We start from the raw sequence: 26,384 nt of genomic DNA on the forward strand, positions 1-26,384 counted from the left end.
TCATTCCCCTGTGAGGTCGCGGTACAAGGCGGCGTAGCGGGCGGCGCTGACGTCCCATCCGACATCGGTCGCCATGCCGCGTTTCTGCATGGCTTGCCAGAGCACGGGGTCGTCGTAAAGCCGGATCAGCTTGGCCACGGCCTCGCGCAGCGGATCGTGCGCGACCGGCGCGAAGATCACGCCGGTGGCGACGCCCGCTGCCATGGCCGCGAAATTGGCGTGGATCACCGTGTCGGCCAGCCCGCCGACGCGGGCGACGATCGGAATGCAGCCATAGCGCAGGGCGTAGAGCTGCGTCAGGCCGCAGGGCTCGAAGCGCGAGGGAACGAGCAGCGCGTCGGCACCGGCCTGCAACCGGTGCGACAGCACCTCGCTGTAGCCGATGCGCACGCCGACGCGTTCGGGATGGCGCGCATGCGCGGCGAGGAACCCGCCCTCGATCATCCGGTCGCCCGAGCCGATGACGACGAGCCGGGCGCCCATGGCGACGATCTCGTCGCAGAGCCCGACGAGGACGTCCATGCCCTTCTGCCAGGTGAGCCGGCTGACGACCGCGAGGATCGGGCTGTCATCATGGGCGAGGCCGAACTCGGTCTCCAGCGCGCGCTTGTTGTCCCGCCGCGCCTTCAGGGTTTTTGCCGTGTAGTTGCGGACGATGTCGGGGTCGCTCGCGGGATTCCAGATCTCGGTATCGATGCCGTTGACGATACCGACCAGGCGATCGCCGCGGCCGTGGAGGAGGCCGTCGAGGCCCATGCCGCCCGCACTGGTCAGGATCTCCTCGGCATAGGTCGGGCTGACCGTGGTGACGACGTCGGCGGCGTGCAGCCCGCCCTTGAGGAAGCCCACACTGCCGTAATATTCGAGGCCCTCGAGCGACCAGGCGGCATTCGGCAGGCCGAGCCTTGGAAAGACGTCGAAGGGATAGCTGCCCTGGAAGGCGAGGTTGTGCACGGTGAGAACGGTCTTCGTCCGCCGGGGAGCCGGCGCGAAGGCGAGGTAGACGGGGGCAAGCGCAGCCTGCCAGTCATGGGCATGCAGGATATCCGGCTTGTAGCCCTCGATGGCCCCCTCCGCGACCATGGCGCCGACTTTCGACAGTGCCGCGAACCGTGCCCAGTTGTCGGGAAACTCCTGGCCATCGGCGCCGATATAGGGCCCGCCGCTGCGCCGGTAGAGATGCGGCGCGTCGAGGACGAGGAGATCGAGACCGTCGACCTCTGCCGAAAGAACCCGGCTCGACCCGCCGAAGAGCTCGGGGATGGCGAGCACGCTCTTTGCCGCGCCGATCCGCGCGATGACGTCGGGATAGCCCGGCATCAGCGTGCGCATGGCGATGCCGAGCCCGCCCATCGCCAGCGGCAGGGCGCCGGCGACGTCGGCGAGCCCGCCTGTCTTGATGAGTGGGTAGACCTCCGAGGCGACGGAGAGAACGGTGGGTGTCATCGATAGGTGAGCCGGTCGATCATCGGTTTGGTGACGAGGCAGATGCCGGAGTCGGTGCGGCGGAAGCGCTGAGCGTCGAGGACCGGATCCTCGCCGATGACGAGACCGTCGGGAATGTCGACGCCGCGATCGATGACGACGTTGGTGAGCCTTGCGCTCCGGCCGATCGTGGCGTGCGGCAGGACGACGGCGTGGTCGAGGCTGGAATAGGAGCGTTGCCGGACGCCCGTGAAGAGCAGCGAACGACGGAGGCTGCCGCCGGAGATGATGCAGTCGCCGGAGACGAGCGAGGAGATCGCCTGGCCGCGCCGCCCCTCCTCGTCATGGACGAACTTTGCCGGCGGCGTGATTTCCGAATAGGTCCAGATCGGCCAGTTGCGGTCGTAGATGTCGAGCGGCGGCACCACGTCGGTGAGGTCGATGTTCGCCTGCCAGTAGGCGTCGACCGTGCCGACGTCGCGCCAGTAGGCGTCGTGCTCGTTCTCCGACAGGACCACCGAGCGGTTGAAGGAATGCGCCTGCGCCGTGCCGTGGCGGACGATGTGCGGGATGATGTCCTTGCCGAAGTCGCGCGCCGACTTCGGATCGGCGGCGTCGCGGCGCAACTGGTCCATCAGGAACTTCGTCTCGAAGACATAGATGCCCATCGAGGCCAGTGCCGTGTCCGGGCGACCCGGGATCGCCGGCGGGTCCTTCGGCTTCTCGACGAAGTCGGTGATGCGGCCGGTCTCGTCGACATGCATCACGCCGAAGCCGACGGCCTCCATGCGCGGCACCTCGAGGCAGCCGACGGTGACGTCGGCGCCGGTGTCGACATGCTGCTGCAGCATGATCTCGTAGTCCATCTTGTAGACGTGGTCGCCGGCCAGGATGATGATGTACTGCGGCGCGTAGTCCTCGATGATGTCGATGTTCTGGTAGACAGCGTCGGCCGTGCCCGCATACCACTGGTCCTCGGAGACGCGCTGGCTCGCCGGCAGCACGTCGAAGCTCTCGTTGCGCTCGGGCCGCAGGAAGTTCCAGCCGCGCTGCAGGTGGCGGATCAGGCTGTGCGCCTTGTACTGCGTCGCGACGCCGATGCGGCGGATGCCGGAGTTGATCGCGTTCGACAGGGCGAAGTCGATGATCCGCGTCTTGCCGCCGAAATAGACGGCCGGCTTGGCGCGATTGTCGGTCATTTCCATCAACCGACTGCCGCGGCCGCCGGCAAGGACATAGGCCATGGTATCGCGCGATATCGGCGCGTGGCGCTTGCGATCGGTCATTTGCGAAAGTCCTCCCAGATTTTCCGGGGGTTCCGATCCGAAGGACCGGGCCCCTTGTTCGACCGCTGTGTAGTTACTCCGGCGTTCTGCCCCGTCGGCGGCCCGAGGTGGCAGATAGCGTCGTCGTCGGAGGCTTCCACGAAGACCTAAGGGCAAAGGTTTTGCCGGCGCAATCGGTCCGGGCGATCGTCACCGTCTTTTCGCGAAAGGAGAACGTTGGCCCGTGCTTCAGCTTGCGCCCGGACCGGCGTTCCAGATGTCCTTGGCATATTCGCGGATCGACCGGTCGGAGGAGAACCAGCTCATCCGCGCCGTGTTGCGCACCGCCTTCTCGCCCCAGGACGGCGTGTTCTGCCAGAGGTCGTCGAGCGTACGCTGGGTCTGCCAGTAGGCCTCGAAGTCGGCGGCGATCATCCACCAGTCATTGTTGTACAGGTTCGAGACGAGGCTGGAATAACGCTCCTGTCCCTCGGGGGAGAAGACGCCCTTGACGATGGAGTCCAGCGCCTCGCGCAGGAGGCGCGAGTTCTCGATGATCGAGCGTCCGCTGTGCGCCTCGCGCCGCCTGGCCGCCACTTCTGCCGCCGTCAGGCCGAAGATGTAGATGTTGTCGGCGCCCAGATGCTCGAGCATCTCGACATTGGCGCCATCGAGCGTGCCGATGGTGAGGGCACCGTTGAGCGCGAATTTCATGTTGCCGGTGCCCGAGGCCTCGAGCCCGGCGGTCGAGATCTGTTCGGACAGGTCGGCCGCCGGCATGATGATCTCGGCAAGGCTGACATTGTAGTTCGGGATGAAGACGACCTTCAGGAGGTTCTGCACCGAAGGATCGGCGTTCACGACCCGGGCGACATCGTTGATGAGGTGGATGATCTCCTTGGCCTGCGCATAGCTGGGCGCTGCCTTGCCGCCGAAGATCTTCACCCGCGGCTGCCAGTCGCGCTCGGGATGCGAGCGGATCTGGTCGTAGAGGGCGATCGCCTCGATGATGTTGAGGAACTGGCGCTTGTACTCGTGGATGCGCTTGACCTGGATGTCGAACATGGCGCTGGGGTCGACGGAGATGGCGAGCCGTTCCTCGATCACCTTGGCGAGCCGCCGCTTGTTCTCGAGCTTCACCGCCATGAATTTCTCGCGGAAGGCGGCATCGGTGGCGAAGGCGTCGAGGTCGGCGAGCTTGCCAACATCGTCGAGGAAGGCCGGGCCGATCGCCTCGGTGACGAGGGATGTCAGGCCGGGATTGGCTTGCATCAGCCAGCGCCGGGGCGTGACGCCATTGGTCTTGTTCTGGATGCGCTGCGGATAGAGCTCGTGCAGCGAGTGGAACACGGTCTCCTTCATCAGCTCGGTGTGGAGGGCCGAGACGCCGTTGATCGCGTGCGAGCCGACGAAGGCGAGCTGCCCCATGCGCACGCGCCGGCCGTTGTTCTCGTCGATCAGCGAGATCGCGGAGATCTTGCCGCCGTCGAGCCCCTTCTGCGCGGCCTCGCGGATGGTCTGGGCGTTGATGGCGTAGATGATCTGCATCTGGCGCGGCAGGAGCCGCTCGAACAGATGGATCGGCCAGGTCTCCAGCGCTTCCGGCAGCAGGGTGTGGTTGGTGTAGGAAAAGGTCGCCTGGGTGATGGTCCAGGCCTCGTCCCAGGCAAAGCCGTGCACGTCGATGAGGAGACGCATCAGTTCGGCGACGGAGACGGCCGGATGCGTGTCGTTCAGCTGGATCGACACCTTGTCGGCGAGATTGTGCAGGTCGCCGAAGGATTTCAGATGCCGGCGAATGATGTCCTGCAGCGAAGCCGAGGAGAAGAAGTACTCCTGCCGAAGCCGCAGTTCCTGCCCGGCCTGGTGCGAGTCGGCGGGGTAGAGGACGCGGGTGATGGCCTCGGCCTTGTTGGCCTCGCGCAGGGCGCCGATGTGGTCACCGGAATTGAAGGCGTCGAGGAGGATGGGGTCGAGCGACTGGGCGCTCCACAGCCTGAGCGTATTCACATGATTGCCGCGCCAGCCAACGATCGGCGTGTCGTAGGCGACAGCCAGCACCCGCTCGCCCGGGCGCCAGACCTGGCGCGGCGGCTTGCCGGGCTCGTCGATCGACGAGACCTTGCCGCCGAAGCCGATCTCGTAGGAATTCTCGCGACGTTCGAACTCCCAGGGGTTGCCGTGCATCAGCCAGTTCTCGGGCAGCTCGACCTGTTCGCCATCGACGACTTCCTGGCGGAAGAAGCCGTGGACGTAGCGGATGCCGTAGCCGAACGCGGGAACGCCCGTGGAGGCCATCGATTCCATGAAGCAGGCGGCAAGGCGCCCGAGACCGCCATTGCCGAGGGCAGCGTCCGGCTCCAGCAGCTCCACCATGTCGAGCTCGACGTCATAGGTGGCCAGCGCCTCGGTGACCGCCGCCGTCAGGCCGAGATTGCTGATGGCATCGCGCAGCAGACGCCCGATCAGGAACTCCATGGAGAGGTAGCAGACCCGCTTCTCGCCGCTCTCGGTGGTCGCCTGGTTGGACTCCAGCCAGTGATCGATGATCCTGTCGCGCACCGCCAGCGTCGTCGCCTCCAGCCAGTCGTGGCGACGGGCGGCGGCCGGCATCTTGCCGATCGAATAGGTGAGCTTTTCCAGGATTTCGAGCGCCAGGCTCGCGGCGTCGTTGCGCCGGCGCGCCGGCGTCGGAGCCGAGAGGTTGTTATCGTCGCCCTCGTCGGTCGACAGGGAATGGCGCGTGTTTTCGAGAGCGGATGTCATGTCAGGTCCTCATGGCGTGAAGGGCGGCGACGAGCCCCGCGGTCGAACTGTCGTGTCCGGTGGCATCGGTCTCGCCGGTGACGACGGGCAGGAGACCGGTTGCAAGTTCCTTGCCAAGCTCGACGCCCCATTGATCGAAGGCGTTGATCCCGAAGAGCTGCGCCTCGACGAACACGCGGTGCTCGTAGAGCGCTATCAGGCGACCGAGCGAATAGGGGTCGAGGCGGGCGTGGAGAAGAGTAATCGAGGGCCGATCGCCATCGAACTGCCGGTGCGGGGCGATCCGCTCGGCCTCCGCAGGGTCCATGTCCTTGGCCAGCAGCTGCTGGCGTGCCTCGTCCAAAGTTCGCCCGCGCATCAGCGCCTCGCTTTGGGCAAGGCAGTTGGAGACGAGCAGATCGTGGTGATGCGACAGCGCCGGCTCATGCCCGCTGGCGGCGACAATGAACTCGGCCGGGATCGTGTCCGTGCCCTGATGCAGCAGCTGGTAGAAGGCATGCTGGCCGTTCGTGCCGGGCTCGCCCCAGACGAGCGGGCCGGTTGCCGTCGACGTCCGCCTGCCGTCGAGGCCGACATGCTTGCCGTTCGATTCCATGTCGAGTTGCTGCAGGTAGGCCGGAAAGCGCGACAGCCGCTGATCGTAGGGCAGGATCGCGCGGGCGCCGTAGCCCTGCGCCACCCGGTGCCACCAGCCGACGAGACCGAGGATCATCGGCAGATTCCCGCGCGCCGGCGCCGTGGCGAAATGCCGGTCCATCGCCCGCGCGCCGTCGAGAAAGGCGCGAAAATGCTCCGGCCCGATCGCCAGCATCAGCGGCAGGCCGATCGCCGACCAGATCGAATAGCGCCCGCCCACCCAATCCCAGAAACCGAAGACGCGGGCAGGATCGATGCCGAAGCCAGCCACCTTGTCGAGCGCGGTCGACACCGCGGCGAAATGCGCGCCGACGGCATCCTCGCCGAGCGCATCGGCGATGAAGGCGCGGGCGGCGGCGGCGTTCGTCATCGTCTCCGTCGTCGTGAAGGTCTTCGACGCGACGATGAAGAGGGTCGTCTCGGGATCGAGATGCCGCAGCGTGTCGGCGATGTGCGCTGCATCGACATTCGAGACGAAATGCGTTCGCGGGCCGTCGTGAAAGGGGGCGAGAGCGAGCGTCGCCATGGCCGGCCCGAGATCGGATCCGCCGATGCCGATGTTCACGACGTCGCAGAAAGCCTTGCCCGTCGCGCCGGTGATGGCGCCGCCCCGCACCGCCGACGAAAACCGGCCTGTCGCCTCCAGGACCGCTTCAATCGCCGGTCCAACCGCCTCGCCGTGGGCCGAAAATCCGTCCGCCACATGGCCGCGCAGGGCTACGTGCAGCACGGCCCGGCCCTCCGTCGCATTGATCGCTGCGCCGGCAAACATGGCGTCCCGCTTGCCTTCGATGTCGAAGAGGCGCGCCAGGTCGAACAGTGCATCGAGATCGTCGGCGCCGAGGGCGGTCTTGGAATAGTCGAGGAGGAGATCGTCGAGGCAAGCCGACATCGCTGAAAACCGCGCCGGCTGCTCGGCAAAACGGCTGGCGATCCCCTCCTTCGATGCGGCTGCGCCGCGACGGACGAGGTCCTGAATGGCCCGATCAGGCTCGGAGCGTTCCATCATCCGAAATTCTCTCGCGCTGTGTTGCCGGAGCCTGTCTGTCACAGCGACTCTGTAAGAGTAAAGGCAATCTCACCAATGATCGATAGCTCGAGAGATAAATTTCACCGCGCTGCGACGCAGCCATCCCGCAGCGCGGCACGGCGAATCGCCCGACACCTCACACCGATGTCATCGCGCAATCAACCGTTTAGGGAACAAGGCCGCCATCCCGCGGTTGTCTCTCCGACGCGCCGGCCGGGCCAAAGGCTGCCGACGCAGCATTCAAAGGGAGATATTCCATGACCGCATACGCCTTGAACACGAAGACCGTGATGCTCGCCGGCGCGCTGGCCGCCTTCATCCTGCCTTCGGCCGCCTTCGCACAGGAAGCCACACCCGCCGGCGCGACCGCCGCGACAGCCGACAGCACCGGCAGTTTCACCATCGTTCGCCGCACTGCCGGCGAGATGCAGGCGGGCTCGGGAACCTCCGATGGCACGGTTCCGTCCAGCGCGAACACCAACACCGACGCTGCCTCCGTCCAGCGGACGATCGATGCCAATCCAGGCCTCGGTGATGCCCTGGCCAAGGAAGGCGTCGTCATCGAGAACATCGGCGCGATTTCGGTGCAGCCGAACGGTCAGGTCGTCATCTACGACCGCACCTGATCAGCGCGCCACGCGCAAGCTCGAGGGCATCGGTCGAAAGACCGGTGCCTTTTTTCGTGGACGGTCGCCCGACTGCATTGGATGGACGGTCAGTCGATCGTCACCGTCTTCACGTTGACGAATTCGTGGATGCCCTCGTGCGAGAGTTCCCGGCCGTAGCCCGAGTTCTTGATGCCGCCGAAGGGCAGACGCTGGTCGGAAGCGGTCATGCGGTTGATATAGGTTCCGCCCGCCTCCAGCTCCCGCGCGAAGCGATCCTGCTCGCCGGCATCCGTCGTCCAGGCAGAGCTGCTCAGACCAAAGTCGCTGTCGTTGGCAAGAGCGATCGCGGCATCGATCGAATCCACCTTGAAGAAGGTGGCGCAGGGGCCGAACAGCTCCTCGCGATAGGCCGGGGCATCTTCGGGAATGTCGGCGATGATCGTCGGCTGGTAGAAATTGCCTTTGCCCTCCGGGGCGGTGCCGCCGATAACAAGCCGCGCACCCATGGCGACGCTTTTGGACACCTGCCCGGCAAGCTCGTCGCGGATTTTCGTGGTCGCGAGCGGGCCCATGTCGGTCGTGTCGTCCATCGGATCGCCGACCGTCATCGCCTCGACGCGGGCGCGGAACCGCTCGAGATAGTCGTCGTAGACATCGGCATGGACGATGAACCGCTTGGCTGCGATGCAGCTCTGGCCGTTGTTCTGCATGCGCGCCTTGACCCCGACCTCCGCCGCCTTGGCGAGATCGGCCGAGGGCATCACGATGAAGGGGTCGGAGCCGCCGAGTTCGAGGACGACGGGCTTCAGCTGTTGGCCGGCCTGCGCGGCGACGGCGCGCCCGGCCGGCTCGCTGCCGGTCAGCGTCGCCGCCTTGATGCGGCTGTCGCCGATGATCCCCTCGACCTTCGACGACGGGATGATCAAGGTCTGGAAGACGCCCCGCGGCGCGCCGGCATCGGTGAAGATCTTTTCGATCTCGGTGGCGCAATGGCTGACATTGGAGGCATGTTTCAGTAGGCCGACATTGCCTGCCATGATGGCAGGGGCAGCAAAGCGCAGGACCTGCCAGAAGGGAAAGTTCCACGGCATGACCGCCAGTACCGGGCCGAGCGGGCGGTAGGCGACGAAATTGCGCCCGGCCGGTCCGTCGCGGACGTCGTCGGCGAGAAATTTTTCGGCGTTCTCGGCATAGAAGCGGCAGCCGGCAGCGCATTTATCGACTTCCGCACGGGCCTCGACAAGACGCTTGCCCATTTCCCGCGTCGCGATCTCGGCCAGAAGGTCACGGCGTTCGTCGAGGAGATCGGCGGCGCGCAGGAGTAGGGCGGTACGCTCGGCAAAGCGCGTCGCGCGCCAGTTGCGAAAGGCGTCATCGGCACTCGCCAGCGCCTGCTCGATGTCGGCGTCCGAATGCTCGGGATAGTCGGCGATCGTCTCGCCGGTGGCAGGATTGATGCTCTTTGCCATCGTCTGGCTCCGCTTGTTCGTGCCCATGGGCGAGGCGGGATGCTCCGGCCGCTGTCGGGATCCCCGCCCGGCAAGATGCATGCCGGGCCCGGGGGATCAAGACTTGGCGAGGGGAAAGTCGCGGCGGCCTTCGCTGCCGAGCAGAACATCGGACAGGCGGCGCCGGGCGCCAGCCTGCGACGGCCGCTTCACGCGCCGCTGGCCCTTGAAGGCCCAGGCCAGATCAGTATTCGTTCTCGTAGAACACGCCCACCTCGCCGCCGCCGGTAGCGCTGACCGCGCCGCGGGCCTTCAGGCCCTTGCCGAGGTCGAGGTCGATCGATATCCGGCCGGTGGAGTCGACGCCGACATAGGTGTTGTCGTTCAGATACTTGCCGACGCCGACGGCGGTCTGCCCGTCGGCATTCGTCTTGATGTCGAGGTCGTCGACGCCGAGCTGCGCGCGGAGGTTCTCGAGAAGGCCGCTCGAGCCTCCGACGCCGGCAAGCTGCGCGGCGGCTTCCGCCAATTGGGCGATCTGCAGCGGCGACAGGTTGGCCGTGCCCTGCTTGAAGATCAGCCGCGCCAGAACCTCGTCCTGCGGCAGAGCGGGCGTCGAGGAGAAGTTGAAGCTCGGATCGTTGGCCGGACCCGTGACGGCGATCGTCACGGTGACGTCGCCGGAGACGGAGGTGGCGAGGAGATCGAGCGTCGGGATGAGATCGCCGGTGAAGGTCAGCCGTCCGCGCTCGAAGTCGAGGCGGTTGGCGAGGATGGTAAACCGCCCGCGCTGCAGTTCGAAACCGCCAGTGATCGACGGCGAAGAAGCGGGCCCGGTGATGTCGATCGAGCCGCCGAGCTCGATGTCGAGACCGCGGCCGCGCACGAAGACGCGGGAGGGTGCATTGAAGGTGAGGTCGAGCGCAAGGCCCGCCGACGAGGCGCCCTTCGATCCCTTCGGGGCGATGGCGGCCTGTTGGCGCAGCACTGCTTCGGGCGCATTGCGGTGCCTGACGTCGATGCGGGCGAGCGACGTCGGCAGACGCTCGGGCACGAGGATATTGATCGAGATTGCGTTGATCGTGCCGGCAAGAACAGGGCTTCCCGTCAGCGGCCCCGTGAGGGTCAGGTCGGCATTGAGCCGAGCCGCCAGGAGCTCGCCGTCATTGTAGCGGCCCTCGGCGATCCGGACGGTGATGTCGGCGGGAAAGCCGTTCGCGAGCCCGACCGTGCCGCCGACGGAGATCGTGCCGCCGGCGGCGAGCTGCGCCGAGAACGACTGGATCGTCGCCGTCTGCCCGGTGAGGGCAATCGTGGTCGAGATGCCGTTGACCGCCAGGTTCAGACCGCCGTCAGTGAAGCTTGCGCCCGATGTAGCGATCGTGCCGTTGACGCTGGGAGCCGTCGCCGAGCCGGTGACGGTCGCGTTGACCGATGCCGTCCCCGACACGGAGCGACCGCCTTCGGCAAGAATGCGGTTGGCGATCGACAGCGGTACCGTGCCGTTCAGCGCAAGATCGAGCTGCGGCGCACCGGCGAGATCGACCGAACCATTGGCGGCAAAGGTCAGGCCGCTGCCGGCGAGATCGGCATCGAGGGTGAGAGTCTTGTCGGCAAAGCGCCCGCTCGCCGTGAGATCGAGCGGACCGACGCCGGCATCGCGTGTCTGCGCCAGCGACAGCCCGGCGGCGCGAAGGTCGTAGGTCGCCGCCGGATTGCTGGCTGGCCCGGTCGCACGCAGGCTGCCGTTGATGGTTCCCTGCGGATCGATGCCGGCCGCGGCGGCCGCGGCGAGCGAGGCGGGAATGTTGGCGATGTCGACGGTGAGGTCGAGGGTGTCGCCAGCACTGCCGGCGACCGTCAGTGTGCCGCCGCCGACATCGACCCGCGCCGTCTCGATCGCGAGCCGCGCATCGCGGTAGCTCCCCCTCGCGATGGCGGCGACGGCCGGCGCGCCGGCGGCACGGGTCTGCGCGACGGAGACGCCGGCGGCGCTGATGTCGAACACCGCGTTCGGGTCGGTGATCGACCCCGTCGCGGAGGCGGTGCCGGACAGCGTGCCCTGGGCGCCGAGATCGGGAACGAAGCCGTTGGCAAGGCCGACCGGCAGGCGATCCAGCGACACGTTCAGATCGAGCGCCTGGCCGACCGTGCCGCTGGCCTCGATCGATCCGTCGCCGATCTCGGCGCGCGCGGTGGCGAGCGTCGCGGTGCCGCCGGCATAGCTGCCCGCAACCTCGAGACGGATGGGCGCCACGCCCGAGGCGCGCACCTGTTCGGCCGTGATGCCGGTGCCGGAGAGCTGGAAGGTCGCGCGCGGATCGGCGAGCGACCCTGTCGCCTCGGCCGAGCCCGAGAGTGTGCCACTCGCCTTGAGGTTCGGCACGAAGCCGTTGACGAGGCCGACCGGAAGCTTGTCGAGCACGACGTCAAGGTCGAGCGCCTGCCCGACAGTACCGGTCGCGCTTAGCGATCCCTCGCCGATTTCGGCTCGGGCCGTCGCGAGCGTCGCGGTACCCTCGGCATAGCTGCCGTCGACGTCGAGGTTGATCGGCGCGACGCCGGAGGCGCGCACCTGCTCGGCGGTGATCTCGCGGCCCCTCAGTTGGAACGTCGCCTGCGGATCGGCAAGCGACCCGGTCGCCCGGGCCGTGCCGGACAGCGTGCCGGATGCCCTGAGATCGGGGAGATAGCCGTTGACGAGACCGACGGGCAGGGCATCGAGGACGACGTCGAGGTCGAGCGCCTCGCCGACGGTTCCCGTGGCGGTGAGGGAGGCCTCGCCGATATCGGCGCGGGACGTGCCGATGGTTGCGGTCCCCTTGGCATAAGTGCCATCGACGGTGAGTTCGACGGGGGCGATGCCGGCGGCCGCGACCTGGGTTGCCGTGATGCCGGTGCCGCGGAGCGCGAATGTCGCAGCGGGGTCGTTGAGCGAGCCGGTCGCCTTGGCATTGCCGGAGAGGAGGCCCGTGGCGCCGAGGTTCGGCACGAAGCCATTCGCGAGGCCGACCGGAATCTCGCTCAGCACGACGTCGAGGTTCATCTGATCGCCGACCGTGCCGGTCGCGGTGAGGCTGCCGTCGCCGACGAGAACGCGCGCCGTCTCGATCGTCGCCGTGCGGTCGGCGACGCTGCCGGACAGGTCGAGACTGAGCGGCGCAATGCCCGAGGCCTTGATCTGCTCGGCGGTGATGCCGGTGCCGGCAAGGTTGAAGGTCGCCTGCGGATCGGACAGCGTGCCACTGGCCCTGGCCGTGCCCGACAGCGTGCCCTCTGCCTTGAGGTCGGGCATGTAGCCATTGACGAGGCCAACCGGGACGGCGTTCAGTGCGACATCGAGATCGAGCGTCTGGCCGACCGTGCCGGTCGCCGTCAGCGATGCGGCGCCGATATTGGCAACGCCCGTCTCGATCCGCGCGGTGCCGTCGGCGAAGCTGCCGGCAAGGCGCAGTTCCACTGTCGGAATGCCGCCTGCGGCAATCGCCTCGGTCGTGATGCCCGAGCCTGTGACGTCGAACTCGGCGGCCGGCTGCGTCAGGGAGCCGGTGGCGGTGGCCGTGCCATCGAGCGTGCCTGTGGCGTTCAGTCCGGGCACGAAGCCGTTGGCGAGCGCCACGGGGAGGGCCGTCATCGTCACCCTGAGGTCCAGCGCCTGGCCGATGCTGCCGGCGACGTCGAGCGAGGCGGCGCCGAGCGTGGCGCGGGCCGTGCCGAGGGTCAGCGTCTGCTCGGCATAGCTGCCGTCGAGTCTGAGCGCGATCGGCGGCACGCCGGCCGCCGCGACCGCCGCCGCGGTGATGTCGCGACCGGCGAAATCGAAGGTCGCCTGGGGTGCGGCGAGCGTCCCGGTCGCCTTCGCCGTGCCGGAAACCGTGCCTGAGGCATCGATGCCGTCGACGAAGCCGTTGGCGAGCGCGACGGGGATGGCGTCGAAGACGATGGAGACGTCGAGACTATCGCCGGCCGTTCCGGTGGCCGAGATGCGGCCGTCGCCGAGCGAGACGTCGGCCTTGTCGAGCGCCAGCGCTCCGCCGGCATAGCGGCCCCCCAGCACGGCCTGGACCGGCTCGATCCTGGCTGCCCGCGTCTGGCGGGTCTCGATGTCCCGTGCCGAGACATCGAACTGCGCCTGCGGATCGGCCGCAGCGCCTGTTACCACCGCGCTGCCCGAGACCGTGCCGGCCGCCTGGAGATCGGTGACGAAGGGATTGGCGACAGCGACAGGGACGTTCGTCATCTCGGCCCTGAGATCATAGGTCGGGCCGACTGAGCCGGTGAGGGCGAGGGTGCCGGCGCCGACCGCAAGGTTCAGGCCGTCCAGCGTCGTCACGCCGTCGGCAATCCGCACGGTGGCGCGCTGCTGCAAGGCCACCGCCGCATTCTCGATCGCCGCGGTCAGCGTGTCGAGCGCGACGGTGGTCTCCGTCGGCGCGATCATCGCCTGTCCGGACAGCGCGACCGGAACGCCGTTCGCGCGGGCCTGCGCGTCGACCTGCGTCACATCGCCCTTGCGCGCCAGCGCGATGTCGGCGCCGTCCACCGTCGCGCCGCCGGCGACGATTCTTCCCGCGCGGATCGAGCCTTCGGGGAAAGGCTGGCCGAGATAGTCGGTGACGGCGAGATCGATCGCGACATCCGACAGCGTGTTGCCGCCGACCGCCAGCTGGTTCGAGGCGAGGTCGACCTTGGCGAGCGGAAATTCGTTCACGACGGACAGTGCGATGGTACCATCGAGATCGCCGCTCATCTGCTGCAGCGCGAGGGCTGCCAGCGGGCCGATATCGGCGACGTCGACCGTCAGAGTGCCGACCGGGGCGAGCGCTTCGCCGAGCGTCAGGTCGCCGGATATGACGTTCGGGCCCTGGCGGATCGCAAGATTGGAGATCCGGCGCTCGCCGGTGGGCAGTGTCTCGACCCTGGCGGTACCCGACAGCGGCTGGCCGTCGAGCGTGCCGGAGATGTCGACCGAGCCGGCCGGGCTCGCCGAGGCGAAATCGCCGCGCGCCTCGACCTTGAGGTCCGCCAGCTCGCGCCCGTTGACCATCAGTCCCTGGCTGGTCAACGACACGTCGACATCAGGCTTTTCGCTGGGCCCGGAAGCCGTCAGCGCGAACGCGGCCTTGCCGGAGATCGTGGCATCCTCGCCGCTCGCGGCATCGAGCGTGCCGGCAATGTCGGCGCTGATCTGGCCGCCGGTGAGCGCGGCCGCGCCCGTAACGCTGAGGCCTGTGCCCGTGATGGCGAGATCGTTGGCCGCAAATCCGCCATCGGCGGCACGGGCGACGCGGCCGCCGACCGCCATCCGGTCGCCGGCCAGCGGGACGAGGGCTGCCGAGAGCGCCAGCGTGTCGAAGTCGCTCGACAGCGTCAGGTCGAAAGTCGAGAAATTCATTGCCGCCGTGCCGGTGATCGCGGCATTGGCGACCTCGGTCGTGATTCGGCTCTGGCTGAGCGTGATGCCGTCCGTTCCAAGCGCGCCCTCGGCGGAAACGGTTACCGGCCCCGTCAGGAAGCGCCGCGCCGTGCCGGCGGGCGCGACGACAGAGGCCGCCGCCAGTTCGATCTGCAGCGGGCCTGAAAGTCCGGACAGATCGAAGTCCGAGGACGTCACATGCGCCTTCAGGTCTGTCGCGACATAGGCGCCGTAGCCGGCGGTGGGCAATGTCGCCGTCAGGTCGAGACTGGCGGCCGCGAGCGCCCCGGCAATCTTGCCTTTCAATGATGCAATGTCGACGATGGTCCGGCTGCCCTCGGCGCCGAACTGCAACGGGATCGAGCCGCCGTCGCGCGAGGCGATGGCAAGGTCGAGCGCCGTCTGCGGCCCGGCGCGATCCAGCGTGCCGGCAACCGTCGCCGTGATCTGGCCGGAGGATAGCTCCGCCGCCTCGATCGCCACGACGCCGTCGTCGCGCAAGGTAGCCCGGACGTCGAGATTGGCGCCGCCTTCGGCAAAAGCCTTGTAGGCCTCGGGCACGAAGCGCTCGGCGGCGACCTGCAGCGAGGCCGCGACGCGGCGGCCGGCATCGACGTCGTCGACCTTCGCGGTAAGGGTCGCGGCCGGCTCGCCGCCGACGGTCAGCGCGCCATTGGCCATGAAGGCCCCGAGCGGGCCGGAGCCCCCGATGGTCAGCGACACCGGCGGCGCGCCGGGCAGCTTCAGGAGCGTCGCAACGAGCCCGCCGGCCGGCTCGCTGGCGTCGACCCTGATCTCCAGGCGGTTCTCTTCCGGCGCAAAGACGAGCGCGGCGGTGATGTCGCCGGGCTGGTCGAGGCGCTTCACGCCGATCGCGACGTCGAGCTTCGTCGGATCGGCGTCGAGGACCAGCTTGCCGTTGGCCGACAGCCGCGCCCTGACGCCGGCGATCGCCTCGCCAAGGACGAACTCCGTGATCGCAATCCGCTGGATGTCGGCAGTGATGTTGGGCAAGCCCGACGACGGTTCGGCATTCGGGTCGGCCGGTGGGCTCTCGGGCAGGCGCTCGAGGATGATCTGCCCGGCCGTCAGCGATTCCACCGCGACGCGCGAGCGGATGACCGCCAGTGGCGACCAGTCCATCGCCAGATCCCGCGCCGTCAGATAGACGCCCTGCGCGTCGGCGACGGTGACGCTCGAAATGCGCAGGTTTCCCGAAAGCGCGCCGCTGAGGCCGTCGATCTTGACCTGCATCGTGTCGGTGGAGATGAGGCCTTCGATCTGCCGCGCAAGGAATTCCTGCGCCGCAGCCGGGCGGGCGAAGGCGCCGAGGCCGGCAAGCACGACGAGCGCCAGAACGGCAAAACGGACATAGAGCCGGAGCGGGGGGAGGAAGCCGAGGATCATCGTCAAAACGCCTGTCCGATTCCGGCATAGATCTGGTAGCTGCCGTCGCGCGAGCTCGGGTCCAGCGGAATGCCGACATCGATGCGGATCGGGCCGAAGCTCGTGAGGTAACGCGCGCCGACACCGACGCCGATCTTGAGGTCTCCGAAGTCGGGGACGAGGTCGTCGGAGACCGTGCCGGCGTCGACGAAGGGCACGATCTGGATGTTCTCGGTCACGCCGACCCGTACCTCGGCCGAGGCCTCGAACAGCGACAGGCCACCGGTCGGCGTGTCGTTGAAGTTGGAATCGCCGCCCGGCCGATCGACGTCGGGGAAGAACGGGCTGATCGTCTGGAACTGGTAGCCGCGCACCGAGCCGCCGCCGCCGGCATAGAAGCGCCGGTCGTTCGGCACTTCCTGGAGGTCGGCGCCGAAGATGGTGCCGTAAGCGACGCGTCCGGCGAGGATGAAGCGATCCGATTCCGCCAGCGACAGATAGGTCGACGCATCGACCCGCGCCTTCATGAAGGGCTTGGCATTCTCGAACTCGTAGGCCGGCTCGGCATAGAGCTTCGCGAAAAAGCCTTCCGTCGGGTTCAGGATGTCGTCGCGGCCGTCATAGGTGTAGGTGATCGGGACCGAGGCGATGAGATATTGGGCATCGCCAAGATAGTCGGTGATCTCCTCGTATTCGCCGCGCAGCCGCACCTCGATCGTCTGCTCGGGAGTAAGCTTGTACTGGACGCCGCTCGTCGCCGCGATCGACCGGCGGTCGTAGGCCAGGGGATGCTCGGAGGTCGCCTCGATCGAGCCGACATAGACCGAGTCCGGCCCGAGCACGCCGGGTTTCTTGAACACCGCCGAGGCCTTGTAGTCGAATTCGTCGGTCTCGCGCACGGTGTCGCTGAGGGCGGTCGCGCCGATGCGCGAGACCGAGGCGTCGAGGCGGATGCTCTCGGCCCGGCCGAACAGGTTGCGATTGCCCCAGTAGCCGGAGACGCCGGCGCCGTCGGTGTTGGAATAGGTCGCGCCGACGCCGTAATACTTGAACTTGCGCTCGCCGACCTCGACCTGCACGGGAAGCGAACCGTCCGCCGCCTGGCCCCGGCCTTCCTTGACCGTGACGCTCGAGAACACGTCGAGACCAAGCAGCCGCTCGCGGGCAAGCTTCAGGTCTTCCGGGCTGAACGTCTTGCCCGGCTCGATCTTGGCCATGTAGGCGATGAAGCCGGGGTCGACGTCCTTCGCCCCTTCGACGAAGGTCGTGCCGAAAGGAACGGGATCGCCCGGAGAAATGCCGAGCGTATAGTCGAGCCTGCCGGTCTGGGAGTCCGCGACGACGTCGCGCTCCGTCACGGCGACGAAGGGGCGGCCCTCCTGGCGCAGGGCCTCGAGGAGCTTGGCTTCCTGGTCGAGAATGCGCACCGAGGCGGCGGACGAGCCGGAGGCGAGATCGAAGCGTTCCGGCGCGATCGGCACGCCATTGGCGGTGATGGCGACGGTCCCCAGCGTGAATTCCTGGCCGGGATCGATCATGATCGCGACTGGGACCGGCCCCGCGCCGAAGTCGGCATCGGGCGCGAGGGTGTCGATGTCGCGCCCCTCGATCAGAATGGTGACGACGCCGTCGTAGCGGCCGTTTTCGTAGAGCGAGGCGACGAGCCGCTTGCGGTCGTTCTTGGCCTTCGACAGGAGGCCGAGGGATCCGGATACCGGCTGGTCCACATCCGAGACGAGGGTCGAGGCCTTTTCGAGGTCCTCCTTCAGACCCTCGATCTCCGGCATGACGGCAAGCGTGACCGTGTACATCAAGGGATCGATGACCCCTTCGGCGGCCTTGTCCCGCTTCGAGAAGAACTCGAAGCCGAGGATCTCGAAGGCCCGTACCGGATACGGCGCCAGGATCAGGGCAGGGAGTGCGACGAAAAGACCAAGGACCCCCTGCCGCAGACGACACTCGGCCCGGGCGATCGGACGGCCTGATCGTCTCAGCAGGGCTGAATACTTGGAAGAGATCACACGCACCTCGACACTGCGCCCGGGAGCGCGCCTCTTCGATCCCAGCGAGGCAGGGTGCCACGGCCGGGATACGTCGAGGCTAAAATGCCGATAAAACATTAAATAACAACAGATGAGGCTTATGTCTGGCTGACCATCCCGTGATGCCATGCATTCGGCGACCCTTTGTTGTCTGCCGGTCACAGCGCAGCCGCCTCCCGGCGAAGCGGATTTCGCCCTCGTGCCAAGCTGTCCGGCGCCGCCTCGCCGCGGTCAGATCGTCGCCGTTCGGCGCCCGTATGGTTGATGGAATAATTCCAGAAAGCGCTTGCCGTCGCCCGCCGGTTGGGGGCACTCTCGCGCCGAGCCGGGGGCTTCCCCGTCGCACAGGCACACACGGCAGGCCGACGGCTCGAAGAGCGGGGCCGCGCCCGAGGGGAGGATTTCCATGACCGAAGTTTCCATGACCGTGAACGGCCGGACCATGACCGGCCAGGTCGAGGATCGGACACTGCTCGTCCAGTTCCTGCGCGACCAGCTCGGCCTGACCGGCACGCATGTCGGCTGCGACACCTCGCAGTGCGGCTCCTGCGTGATCCATGTCGACGGCCATGCCGTGAAGTCCTGCACGCTCCTGGCGGTCCAGGCCTCCGGCAGCGAGATCCTCACCATCGAGGGCCTCGCCAACGGCCAGGAGCTGCATCCGGTGCAGGCTGCCTTCCGCCAGCATCATGGCCTGCAGTGCGGCTTCTGCACGCCCGGCATGATCATGACGGCGGTCGACATGATCCACCGCCATGACGGCAAGCTCGACGAGGCGACCGTGCGCGAGGAGCTCGACGGCAACATCTGCCGCTGCACCGGCTACCACAACATCGTCAAGGCGATCCTGTCGGCGGCCGAGACCATGGGCGGGACGCCCGAGCAGATCGCGGCCGAATAACAAGAACAACGGCGGCGATGCGACACAAGGCCCGACTCGGTCGCCAGGGGCGACAGGCGAGGGCGGCAACCGAAACTGGGAGGTTTTGACCATGGGCATCGAAGGCATCGGCGCGAGCGTGCTGCGCAAGGAAGACCGGCGGTTCATCACCGGCCGCGGCAAATATGTCGACGACATGCAGGTGCCCGGGATGAAGCACGCGGTATTCGTGCGCTCCCCGCACGCGCACGCGACCTTCGGCACCATCGATACCTCTGCCGTCAAGGCCATGCCCGGCGTCATCGACGTCCTCACCGGCACGCAGCTGCAGGCCGATGGGATCGGCAACCTCATCTGCGGCTGGGCAGTCCATTCCAAGGACGGCTCGCCGATGAACATGGGCGCTTGGCCGGCGCTCGCCGTCGGCACCGTCCGCCATGTCGGCCAGGCCGTCGCCGTGGTCGTCGCCGAGACCAAGGCCGAGGCGCGCGACGCGGCCGAGGCGCTGGCCATCGACTATACCGAGCTGCCGGTCGTCGTCGACGCGGCCAAGGCGATCCTCGAGGGCGCGCCGCAGCTGCATCCGGAAGCCAAGGGCAATGTCGTCTTCGACTGGGAGATCGGCGACAAGGCCGCGACGGACGCCGCCTTCGTCGGCGCCGCGCATGTGACGAAGCTCCACATCGTCAACAACCGGCTGATTCCGAACGCCATCGAGCCGCGCGCCGCGCTCGGTCACTACGAGGCTGCCGACGACCACTACACCTGCTGGACGACATCGCAGAACCCGCATGTCGCGCGCCTCGTGATGAGCGCCTTCTACAATGTCGCGCCAGAGCACAAGCTACGCGTCATCGCGCCCGATGTCGGCGGCGGCTTCGGCTCGAAAATCTACATCTACCCGGAAGAGATCGTCTGCCTCTGGGCGTCCAAGCGCACGGGCGTGCCGGTGAAGTGGACGAGCGAGCGCTCGGAAGCATTCCTCACCGACGCGCACGGCCGCGACCACGTCACCGAGGTCGAGATGGCTTTCGACGCCGACCACAAGATTTTGGGCCTCAAGGTCGACACCATCGCCAATCTCGGCGCCTACATGTCGCTGTTCTCCTCGGCGACGCCGACCTATCTCTATGCGACGCTTTTGTCGGGCCAGTACGACATCAAGGCGATCCACGCCAATGTCCGGGCCGTCTACACCAACACCGTGCCGGTCGACGCCTATCGCGGCGCCGGGCGGCCGGAGGCGACCTATGTCGTCGAGCGCACGATGGAGACGGCGGCGCGCGAGCTCGGCATCTCGCCGGCGGAACTCCGCCGCAAGAACTTCATCCGTTCTTTCCCGCATCAGACGCCGGTCATCATGACCTACGACGCCGGCGATTTCGAAGCCTCGCTCGACGCCGGCATGGCGGAAGCCGATGTCGCCGGCTTCGAGGCGCGCCGCGCCGAGGCGCAAAGCCGTGGCAAGCTGCGCGGCCTCGGCATGAGCTGCTACATCGAGGCCTGCGGCATCGCGCCGTCGAAGGCCGTCGGCTCGCTCGGCGCCGGCGTCGGATTGTGGGAATCGGCGGAGGTCCGGGTCAATCCGGTCGGCACGATCGAGATCCTGACGGGATCTCACAGCCATGGCCAGGGTCACGAGACGACGTTTGCCCAGCTGATCGCCGAGCGTTTCGGCCTGCCCCTCGACAATGTCCAGGTCATCCACGGCGACACCGACAAGGTGCAGTTCGGCATGGGTACCTACGGCTCGCGCTCGGGCGCCGTCGGCATGTCGGCGATCGTCAAGGCGCTCGACAAGGTCGAGGCCAAGGCCAAGAAGATCGCTGCCCACCTCCTCGAGGCCGACGAGGGAGACATCGAGATCGTCGGCGGCGAAGTCCGCGTGAAGGGCACCGACAAGAAGCTCGGCTGGCACGAGGTGGCGCTCGGGGCCTATACCGGCCACAACCTGCCGGACGGCATGGAGCCCGGTCTGAAGGAAGGTGCCTTCTACGATCCGCAGAACTTCACCTTCCCCGCCGGCTGTTACATCTGCGAGGTCGAGGTCGATCCGGAGACGGGTGGCGTGGAGATCGTCCAGTTCGTCGCCTCCGACGATTTCGGCCGCGTCATCAACCCGATGATCGTCCATGGCCAGGTGCATGGCGGCATTGCGCAGGGCATCGGCCAGGCGCTGCTCGAGGGTACGTCCTACGACGAATCCGGCCAGCTGGTGACGGCTTCCTACATGGACTACGCCATGCCGCGCGCGGCGAACCTGCCGAGCTTCAAGGTCTCGACCACTGAGACCCTGTCGCCCTCCAATCCCCTGGGGATGAAGGGCTGCGGCGAGGCGGGCGCCATCGGTTCGCCGCCGGCGGTCATCAACGCCATTACCGACGCCATCGGCAACAACGACCTGACCATGCCGGCGAGCCCGGAAAAGGTCTGGAAGGCCCTCAACGCCGTCGCCTGACCCATTTTAGTGGGCGGCCATGGGGCCGCCCATCTCCTCCGCCGCGCGGCTCCATTCCGAGGGAATGCCTGAGACCCGGCCCATTACGAAGGACGAACCGATGTACGAGACGAACTATCACCGCCCGACGACCCTCGCCGAAGCCACCGCGCTCGTCGCCGGCGGCGGCGGCGAGGCGAAGTTCCTGTCGGGTGGCATGACGCTGATCCCGACGATGAAGCAGCGGCTGGCCGCCCCGAGCGATCTCGTGGACCTGCGCCACGTCGCGGAGCTGAAGGGCATCACCGTTTCCGGGCGCTCCATCCGGATCGGCGGCGGCACCACCCATGCCGAGATCGCCGCCAGCGAGGCGATCGGCGCGGTCTGTCCCGGCTTCCGGCATCTGGCCAGCCTCATCGGCGATCCAGCCGTGCGCCACATGGGCACGATCGGCGGCTCGGTGGCCAACAACGACCCGGCGGCGGACTATCCGGCAGCGCTGCTGGCGATGGGCGCCACCATCCACACCAGCAACCGCGACATCGCCGCACCGCAGTTCTTCGTGTCGATGTTCGAGACCGCGCTGGAAGAGAGCGAGATCGTCACCGGCGTTTCCTTCGAGGCGCCGGATGCCTGTGGCTACGAGAAATTCCGCAATCCGGCGTCACGCTACGCCATGTGCGGCGTCTTCGTCGTCAAGCGGCCGGATGGCGCGAAGGTGGGCGTCACCGGCGCGAGCCAGGGCGGTGCCTATGTCTGGGAAGAGGCGGGGATGGCGCTATCGGGACACTTCGATGCCAGCGCGATCGACGCTCTTTCCGTCAGCCCCGACAATATGCTGTCGGACCTGCACGGCTCGTCCGCCTATCGCGCGAACCTCGTGAAGGTCGTGACCAAGCGCGCCGTCCGGAAAGCCCAAAGCCACTGAAAAAGCGAAAGGCCCGCCGCGAGGCGAGCCTTTCCGTCAACGTTCTGTTGCGGCCTGACCATGGGGCAAGCCGCAACGATGACCTGGACTAGAGACGGCAGCGACGCGCGCGGCCGTCATTGCCGATGAACGTGTCCGACCGCGCATCATAGGTGCGGTAGCGGGCGTAGCAGGCGGCAGTGTGGTCGTAAGGAGCGCGGTAGACCGGCGCCGGACGACCGTATTCCACGGGTCCTTCCAGAATCTGATAGCTGCCGCGGTCGTAATAGGTCGGCCGATCGGCCGCGATGGCGCTGCCGATCAAGGCTCCGACCCCGAGGCCGATGGCGCCGGCAGCGAGGGCATCGCCGCCGTGCCGATGATGGCCGCGATGGCGCCAGCGATCGCCTCGATAATAGTTGGAACGGCCGTAGTCGCGGTAGTAGCCGTCGGCAGCCGCCGGGGCGGACGGTACGACGACGCCCGTGGCGAGAATGGCGACGGCGCCGAGTGCTGCGAGAAACTTCTTCATGGGACACCTCTGGGCTCGAGTGGATCCGGCGGGTTGGGCGCGCCGTTTCGTCGGAGCCCCTCGACGATAGGAAAGGGAGCATAACGCCCGGCTGGCGAAACGTGTTCCGCCGCTGCCGGAGTGGTCTCTGTTCAGTCTGTCCACCGTGCTCCATCACGGCTGAACGCGTGATGAATGAGCCGCGCGCCGTTGATGGTCCTCGATAAGGTGGGAATGACGGGTCAACACTTCGTGTCGCCCTCGCCAGAACAATCAGTGAACGCTATGTCGATCTCATGGCAATCATGAACATTCAGCAGAAACTGGCGATCCTCAGCGACGCGGCGAAATACGACGCGTCCTGCGCCTCCAGCGGCACCACGCGGCGCGATTCCGCCAAGAGCAAGGGCATCGGCTCGACGGAGGGCTCGGGCATCTGCCACGCCTATGCACCGGACGGCCGCTGCATCTCGCTGTTGAAGATCCTGATGACGAATTTCTGCGTCTTCGACTGCGTCTACTGCGTCAACCGCTCCTCGTCCAACGTGGCACGCGCCCGCTTCACCGTCGAGGAGGTCGTGGCGCTGACGATGAACTTCTACAAGCGCAACTACATCGAGGGCCTGTTTCTCTCCTCCGGCATCATCAAGAGCTCCGACCACACGATGGAGCAGATGGTCGAGATCGCGCGGCGGCTCCGTGTGCAGGAGAATTTTTCCGGCTACATCCATCTGAAGACGATTCCCGACGCCGCGCCGCGCCTGATCGAGCAGGCGGGGCTCTATGCCGACCGCCTGTCGATCAACATCGAGATGCCGACCGATCTCGGCCTGGAGGCGCTGGCGCCGGAAAAGGACGCGCGCGACATCCGCCTCGCCATGGCGCAGCTCCGGGCCAAGATCGAGGAACACAAGGGCGAGCGCGGCGACCGGGCGAAACCGAAGAAGTTCTCGCCGGGCGGGCAGTCGACGCAGATGATCGTCGGCGCCGATGCTTCCGACGACAACGACATTCTCGCGCGCTCGGAAAACCTCTACGGCTCCTATCAGCTGAAGCGCGTCTACTACTCCGCCTTCTCGCCCATTCCCGACGCGTCCGCCCGCCTGCCGCTCCTGCGCCCGCCGCTGATGCGCGAGCACCGGCTGTACCAGGCCGACTGGCTGATGCGTTTCTACGGCTTCGACCGTGGCGAGATCGTTTCCGGCGGCGAGGACGGCATGCTGGACCTCGGCATTGACCCGAAACTCGCCTGGGCGCTGAAGCATCGGGAGCGCTTTCCCGTCGACGTCAACCGCGCCGACCGCGAGATGCTGCTGCGCGTGCCCGGCCTCGGCACCAAGGCGGTGGGGCGCATTCTCTCGACCCGCCGCCACCGCACGCTGCGCCTCGACGACGTTGCAAAGCTCTGCCAGTCGATCGCCAAGGCGCGGCCCTTCATCGAGGCGCTGGACTGGACGCCGGGCGGGCTGACCGACAGCGCCGGGCTCAGGGCCGTGGTGGCGCCGAAGGCGAAGGCGGAGCAGCTGTCGCTGTTTTAGCCGTCGGCGTCGCGCGATGGCTGCCGCTGTCATCACCGAATCGAATGAAGATGAGAAATGCGATGGTGACCAAGGTGATGCAGGCCGTCGCATTGAGCAGAACCGGTAAAGCTTGCCTCGGAACCGGATTTTATCCCTGGATGATCGTATGCACTTGTTGCTCGATACTCGCTGCGCCGGTCGTCTGCCAGGACCCGACAGCGAAGGGGTTTCCGTTGCCGACACGCCGTACGGCAAAGTCCGAAGAGGCCCAGAAGCGCAATATGCGCAGCGTCAGCAAAGCGACGACCAGCGAAAATATGAGCAGCGCAGCGTAGATGATTTTAGATCCGAAAGAGTGCAGAGTCAGATAGATAGCCGAATTTAGCGCGATCATGATCGATAAATACGAAAGTAAGGCGGATGATTTCGTATCGATGACAGAATAAAGCTCGGAGTAGTGCGTAAAAAACGGGAAAGATCGACTGACGAAATGCCCTTCTCCAAAGCGTTCTATCGCAAGCCGCATGGCTTCGTAATCGGAAGCATGGGAGACGCCCGTAACTCGGAGCTTGAGAAATTCATCGAACTGTAATTACCCACCCCCTTGTCACGGGCCGAATTCCCTGAATCCATGGACGGATGGATCGCGGTGATTTGCAGCGTCTGACGAAGGAAGAGTTGATCGATCTGGTGCTGAAGATTCAGCGTCCGGAGAAGACGTCACGCACATCCTCGAAGCCTCCGTCTAGTGACCGCAAGGAGCGCCGTGAGCAGGCAAGACCTGGCGGCGCCAAGCCCGGTCACGAAGGCCACAGCCGAGCGATGGGTGAGGATTTCGATCGGCTCGTCGATCACCGTCCCGAGCAATGCTCCTGCTGCCAGGCAGCCCTGGCCGATAGCCTTCCCGCGGAGATCGGCGGCACGTACGAGACGGTCGATCTGCCGGAGATCAAGCCGTTCGTGACGCGTCATCGCCGGCTTTCGGTTTGTTGTCCTTCCTGCGGCACGCTTGTCTCAGCGGGATTGCCCGATGCGGCAAGGGGGACGCCGTTCGGGCCGCGGCTGCATGCGGTGGCGACCTATCTTAAGACCTTCCAGGCCCTGTCCTATGAACGGCTTCAGAAAGCTCTGGCCGATCTCTTCGGCTTGCAGATCAGCCAGGGCGGGCTGATGAACATGCTGCGCCGGGCGCAGGGCACCTTCGTCGCCGACCGCGATCTCGCCATTGCCGCCCTGCGCCGCTCCAAGGTGGTGGCCTCGGACGAGACCGGCGTTCGCATCGAAGGCAGCAACGCCTTCCAATGGGTGTTTCGCTGCGATGACGCAGTCGTCCATCGTGCCGCTCCGACCCGTGGTGCCATCGTGGTCAGGACCCTGATGGACGGGCACCGGCCAAAGGTCTGGTGTTCCGATCGCTACTCTGCCCAGCAGGGACATGCCGACGCCCATCAGACCTGTCTGGCTCATCTGGCCCGCGACGTCGCCTACGCCGAACAGGCGGGCGAGGATCTGCTGCCGTCGCGGCTGCGGATCTGGCTGTCCAAGGCTTTCGCTTTGGCCAGCGGCATCACGACCTTCGCCGCATCGACCATCGTCGCCAAGCGCCGTGCACTGGAGCGAAGTCTTTCCGAGATCCTCGCCGCACCGACCTCCTGCCCTTTCGCTCGAGTGGTCCAGCACAAGTTCAGGCGAGCGCGCGACCAGCTCCTGACCTTCACTCTCTGGACCGGGATGGTCGAGGCCACCAACAACGGCTGCGAGCGCGCCCTGCGACCGGCCGTGATCCAGCGCAAGGTCACCAACGGCTATCGATCCATGTGGGCCGCCGAAGGCGAAGCTGACATCCGAACCGTCGTCGATACCGCCCGGCTGCGCCAAGGGGGCAACGTCTTCAACACAATTCTCGAGACGGTAGGCGCCTGACATTCTACGGAATGCGGGGGTGGGTAATTACATCGAACTGGTGGAGCTGGTAGTTTAACCAAAAAATGATGCGGAGCATAGAATGCACCTCGCACAAAACGGTTGTGAGAGTTTTGTACCAAAGATCCAGTTTTGAAGAAGCGTTTTCGGTGAGAAATTTTGCCCGATCGATGTTACGAGTTCG

Annotated in this window: 15 protein-coding genes; 6 read left to right on the forward strand and 9 right to left on the reverse strand. The window is 66.6% G+C overall.

Annotation, left to right across the window (positions count from 1 at the left end; translation table 11 throughout):
* From glgA to pgi, 4 genes are all read right to left on the reverse strand, one after another.
* On the reverse strand, positions 1–1,446 hold the full coding sequence (gene glgA, locus Sa4125_RS01905; RefSeq protein ID WP_224003124.1) for a glycogen synthase GlgA: 1,446 nt from the start codon (positions 1,444–1,446) through the stop codon (positions 1–3).
* The gene (glgC, locus tag Sa4125_RS01910) at positions 1,443–2,711 is read right to left on the reverse strand and encodes a glucose-1-phosphate adenylyltransferase (RefSeq protein ID WP_224003126.1); all 1,269 of its coding nucleotides are present in this window, start codon (positions 2,709–2,711) and stop codon (positions 1,443–1,445) included. The genes glgA and glgC overlap by 4 nt, the downstream gene beginning before the upstream one ends.
* Positions 2,712–2,939: 228 nt before the next feature.
* The gene (locus Sa4125_RS01915; RefSeq protein ID WP_224003128.1) at positions 2,940–5,456 is read right to left on the reverse strand and encodes a glycogen/starch/alpha-glucan phosphorylase; all 2,517 of its coding nucleotides are present in this window, start codon (positions 5,454–5,456) and stop codon (positions 2,940–2,942) included.
* A gap of 1 nt (position 5,457) precedes the next feature.
* A complete protein-coding gene (pgi, locus tag Sa4125_RS01920) occupies positions 5,458–7,101 on the reverse strand; it encodes a glucose-6-phosphate isomerase (protein ID WP_224003130.1) in 1,644 nt (547 codons plus the stop codon).
* Between the two features lie 278 nt (positions 7,102–7,379).
* Here pgi and Sa4125_RS01925 point away from each other — a divergent pair, with 278 nt between their 5' ends.
* Positions 7,380–7,748 carry a hypothetical protein gene (locus Sa4125_RS01925; RefSeq protein WP_224003132.1) on the forward strand — a complete coding sequence of 123 codons (369 nt, stop codon included), beginning with the start codon at positions 7,380–7,382 and terminating at the stop codon, positions 7,746–7,748.
* A gap of 89 nt (positions 7,749–7,837) precedes the next feature.
* Here the strand turns inward: Sa4125_RS01925 and Sa4125_RS01930 are convergent, their stop codons facing one another.
* The 3 genes from Sa4125_RS01930 to Sa4125_RS01940 form a co-directional block, all read right to left on the reverse strand.
* The gene (locus tag Sa4125_RS01930; protein WP_224003133.1) at positions 7,838–9,199 is read right to left on the reverse strand and encodes an NAD-dependent succinate-semialdehyde dehydrogenase; all 1,362 of its coding nucleotides are present in this window, start codon (positions 9,197–9,199) and stop codon (positions 7,838–7,840) included.
* Between the two features lie 223 nt (positions 9,200–9,422).
* On the reverse strand, positions 9,423–16,001 hold the full coding sequence (locus Sa4125_RS01935) for a translocation/assembly module TamB domain-containing protein (protein ID WP_224003135.1): 6,579 nt from the start codon (positions 15,999–16,001) through the stop codon (positions 9,423–9,425).
* A gap of 2 nt (positions 16,002–16,003) precedes the next feature.
* A complete protein-coding gene (locus tag Sa4125_RS01940) occupies positions 16,004–18,001 on the reverse strand; it encodes an autotransporter assembly complex family protein (protein WP_224003137.1) in 1,998 nt (665 codons plus the stop codon).
* A gap of 427 nt (positions 18,002–18,428) precedes the next feature.
* Here Sa4125_RS01940 and Sa4125_RS01945 point away from each other — a divergent pair, with 427 nt between their 5' ends.
* The 3 genes from Sa4125_RS01945 (at position 18,429) to Sa4125_RS01955 (ending at position 22,267) form a co-directional block, all read left to right on the forward strand.
* Positions 18,429–18,923, forward strand: a complete 495-nt coding sequence (locus Sa4125_RS01945; protein ID WP_224003139.1) for a (2Fe-2S)-binding protein — start codon at positions 18,429–18,431, stop codon at positions 18,921–18,923.
* A 91-nt stretch (positions 18,924–19,014) separates the two neighbouring features.
* On the forward strand, positions 19,015–21,360 hold the full coding sequence (locus Sa4125_RS01950) for a xanthine dehydrogenase family protein molybdopterin-binding subunit (protein ID WP_224003140.1): 2,346 nt from the start codon (positions 19,015–19,017) through the stop codon (positions 21,358–21,360).
* 100 nt (positions 21,361–21,460) lie between these two features.
* A complete protein-coding gene (locus tag Sa4125_RS01955; RefSeq protein ID WP_224003142.1) occupies positions 21,461–22,267 on the forward strand; it encodes a xanthine dehydrogenase family protein subunit M in 807 nt (268 codons plus the stop codon).
* A gap of 88 nt (positions 22,268–22,355) precedes the next feature.
* On the opposite strand, the gene Sa4125_RS01960 is transcribed toward Sa4125_RS01955, so the two are convergent.
* Positions 22,356–22,778, reverse strand: a complete 423-nt coding sequence (locus Sa4125_RS01960; protein ID WP_224003144.1) for a BA14K family protein — start codon at positions 22,776–22,778, stop codon at positions 22,356–22,358.
* A 275-nt stretch (positions 22,779–23,053) separates the two neighbouring features.
* On the opposite strand from Sa4125_RS01960, the gene Sa4125_RS01965 reads away from it, so the two are divergent.
* Complete coding sequence (locus Sa4125_RS01965; protein ID WP_224003146.1) at positions 23,054–24,295, forward strand: putative DNA modification/repair radical SAM protein; 1,242 nt, start codon at positions 23,054–23,056, stop codon at positions 24,293–24,295.
* 130 nt (positions 24,296–24,425) lie between these two features.
* Here Sa4125_RS01965 and Sa4125_RS01970 read toward each other — a convergent pair whose 3' ends face one another.
* Positions 24,426–24,803 carry a hypothetical protein gene (locus tag Sa4125_RS01970; RefSeq protein ID WP_224003148.1) on the reverse strand — a complete coding sequence of 126 codons (378 nt, stop codon included), beginning with the start codon at positions 24,801–24,803 and terminating at the stop codon, positions 24,426–24,428.
* Positions 24,804–24,916: 113 nt separating this feature from the next.
* On the opposite strand from Sa4125_RS01970, the gene Sa4125_RS01975 reads away from it, so the two are divergent.
* On the forward strand, positions 24,917–26,200 hold the full coding sequence (locus Sa4125_RS01975; protein ID WP_223998294.1) for an IS66 family transposase: 1,284 nt from the start codon (positions 24,917–24,919) through the stop codon (positions 26,198–26,200).
* The last annotated feature ends 184 nt before the right edge of the window (positions 26,201–26,384 follow it).

This window comes from Aureimonas sp. SA4125, assembly GCF_019973775.1.
Classification (GTDB): domain Bacteria; phylum Pseudomonadota; class Alphaproteobacteria; order Rhizobiales; family Rhizobiaceae; genus Plantimonas.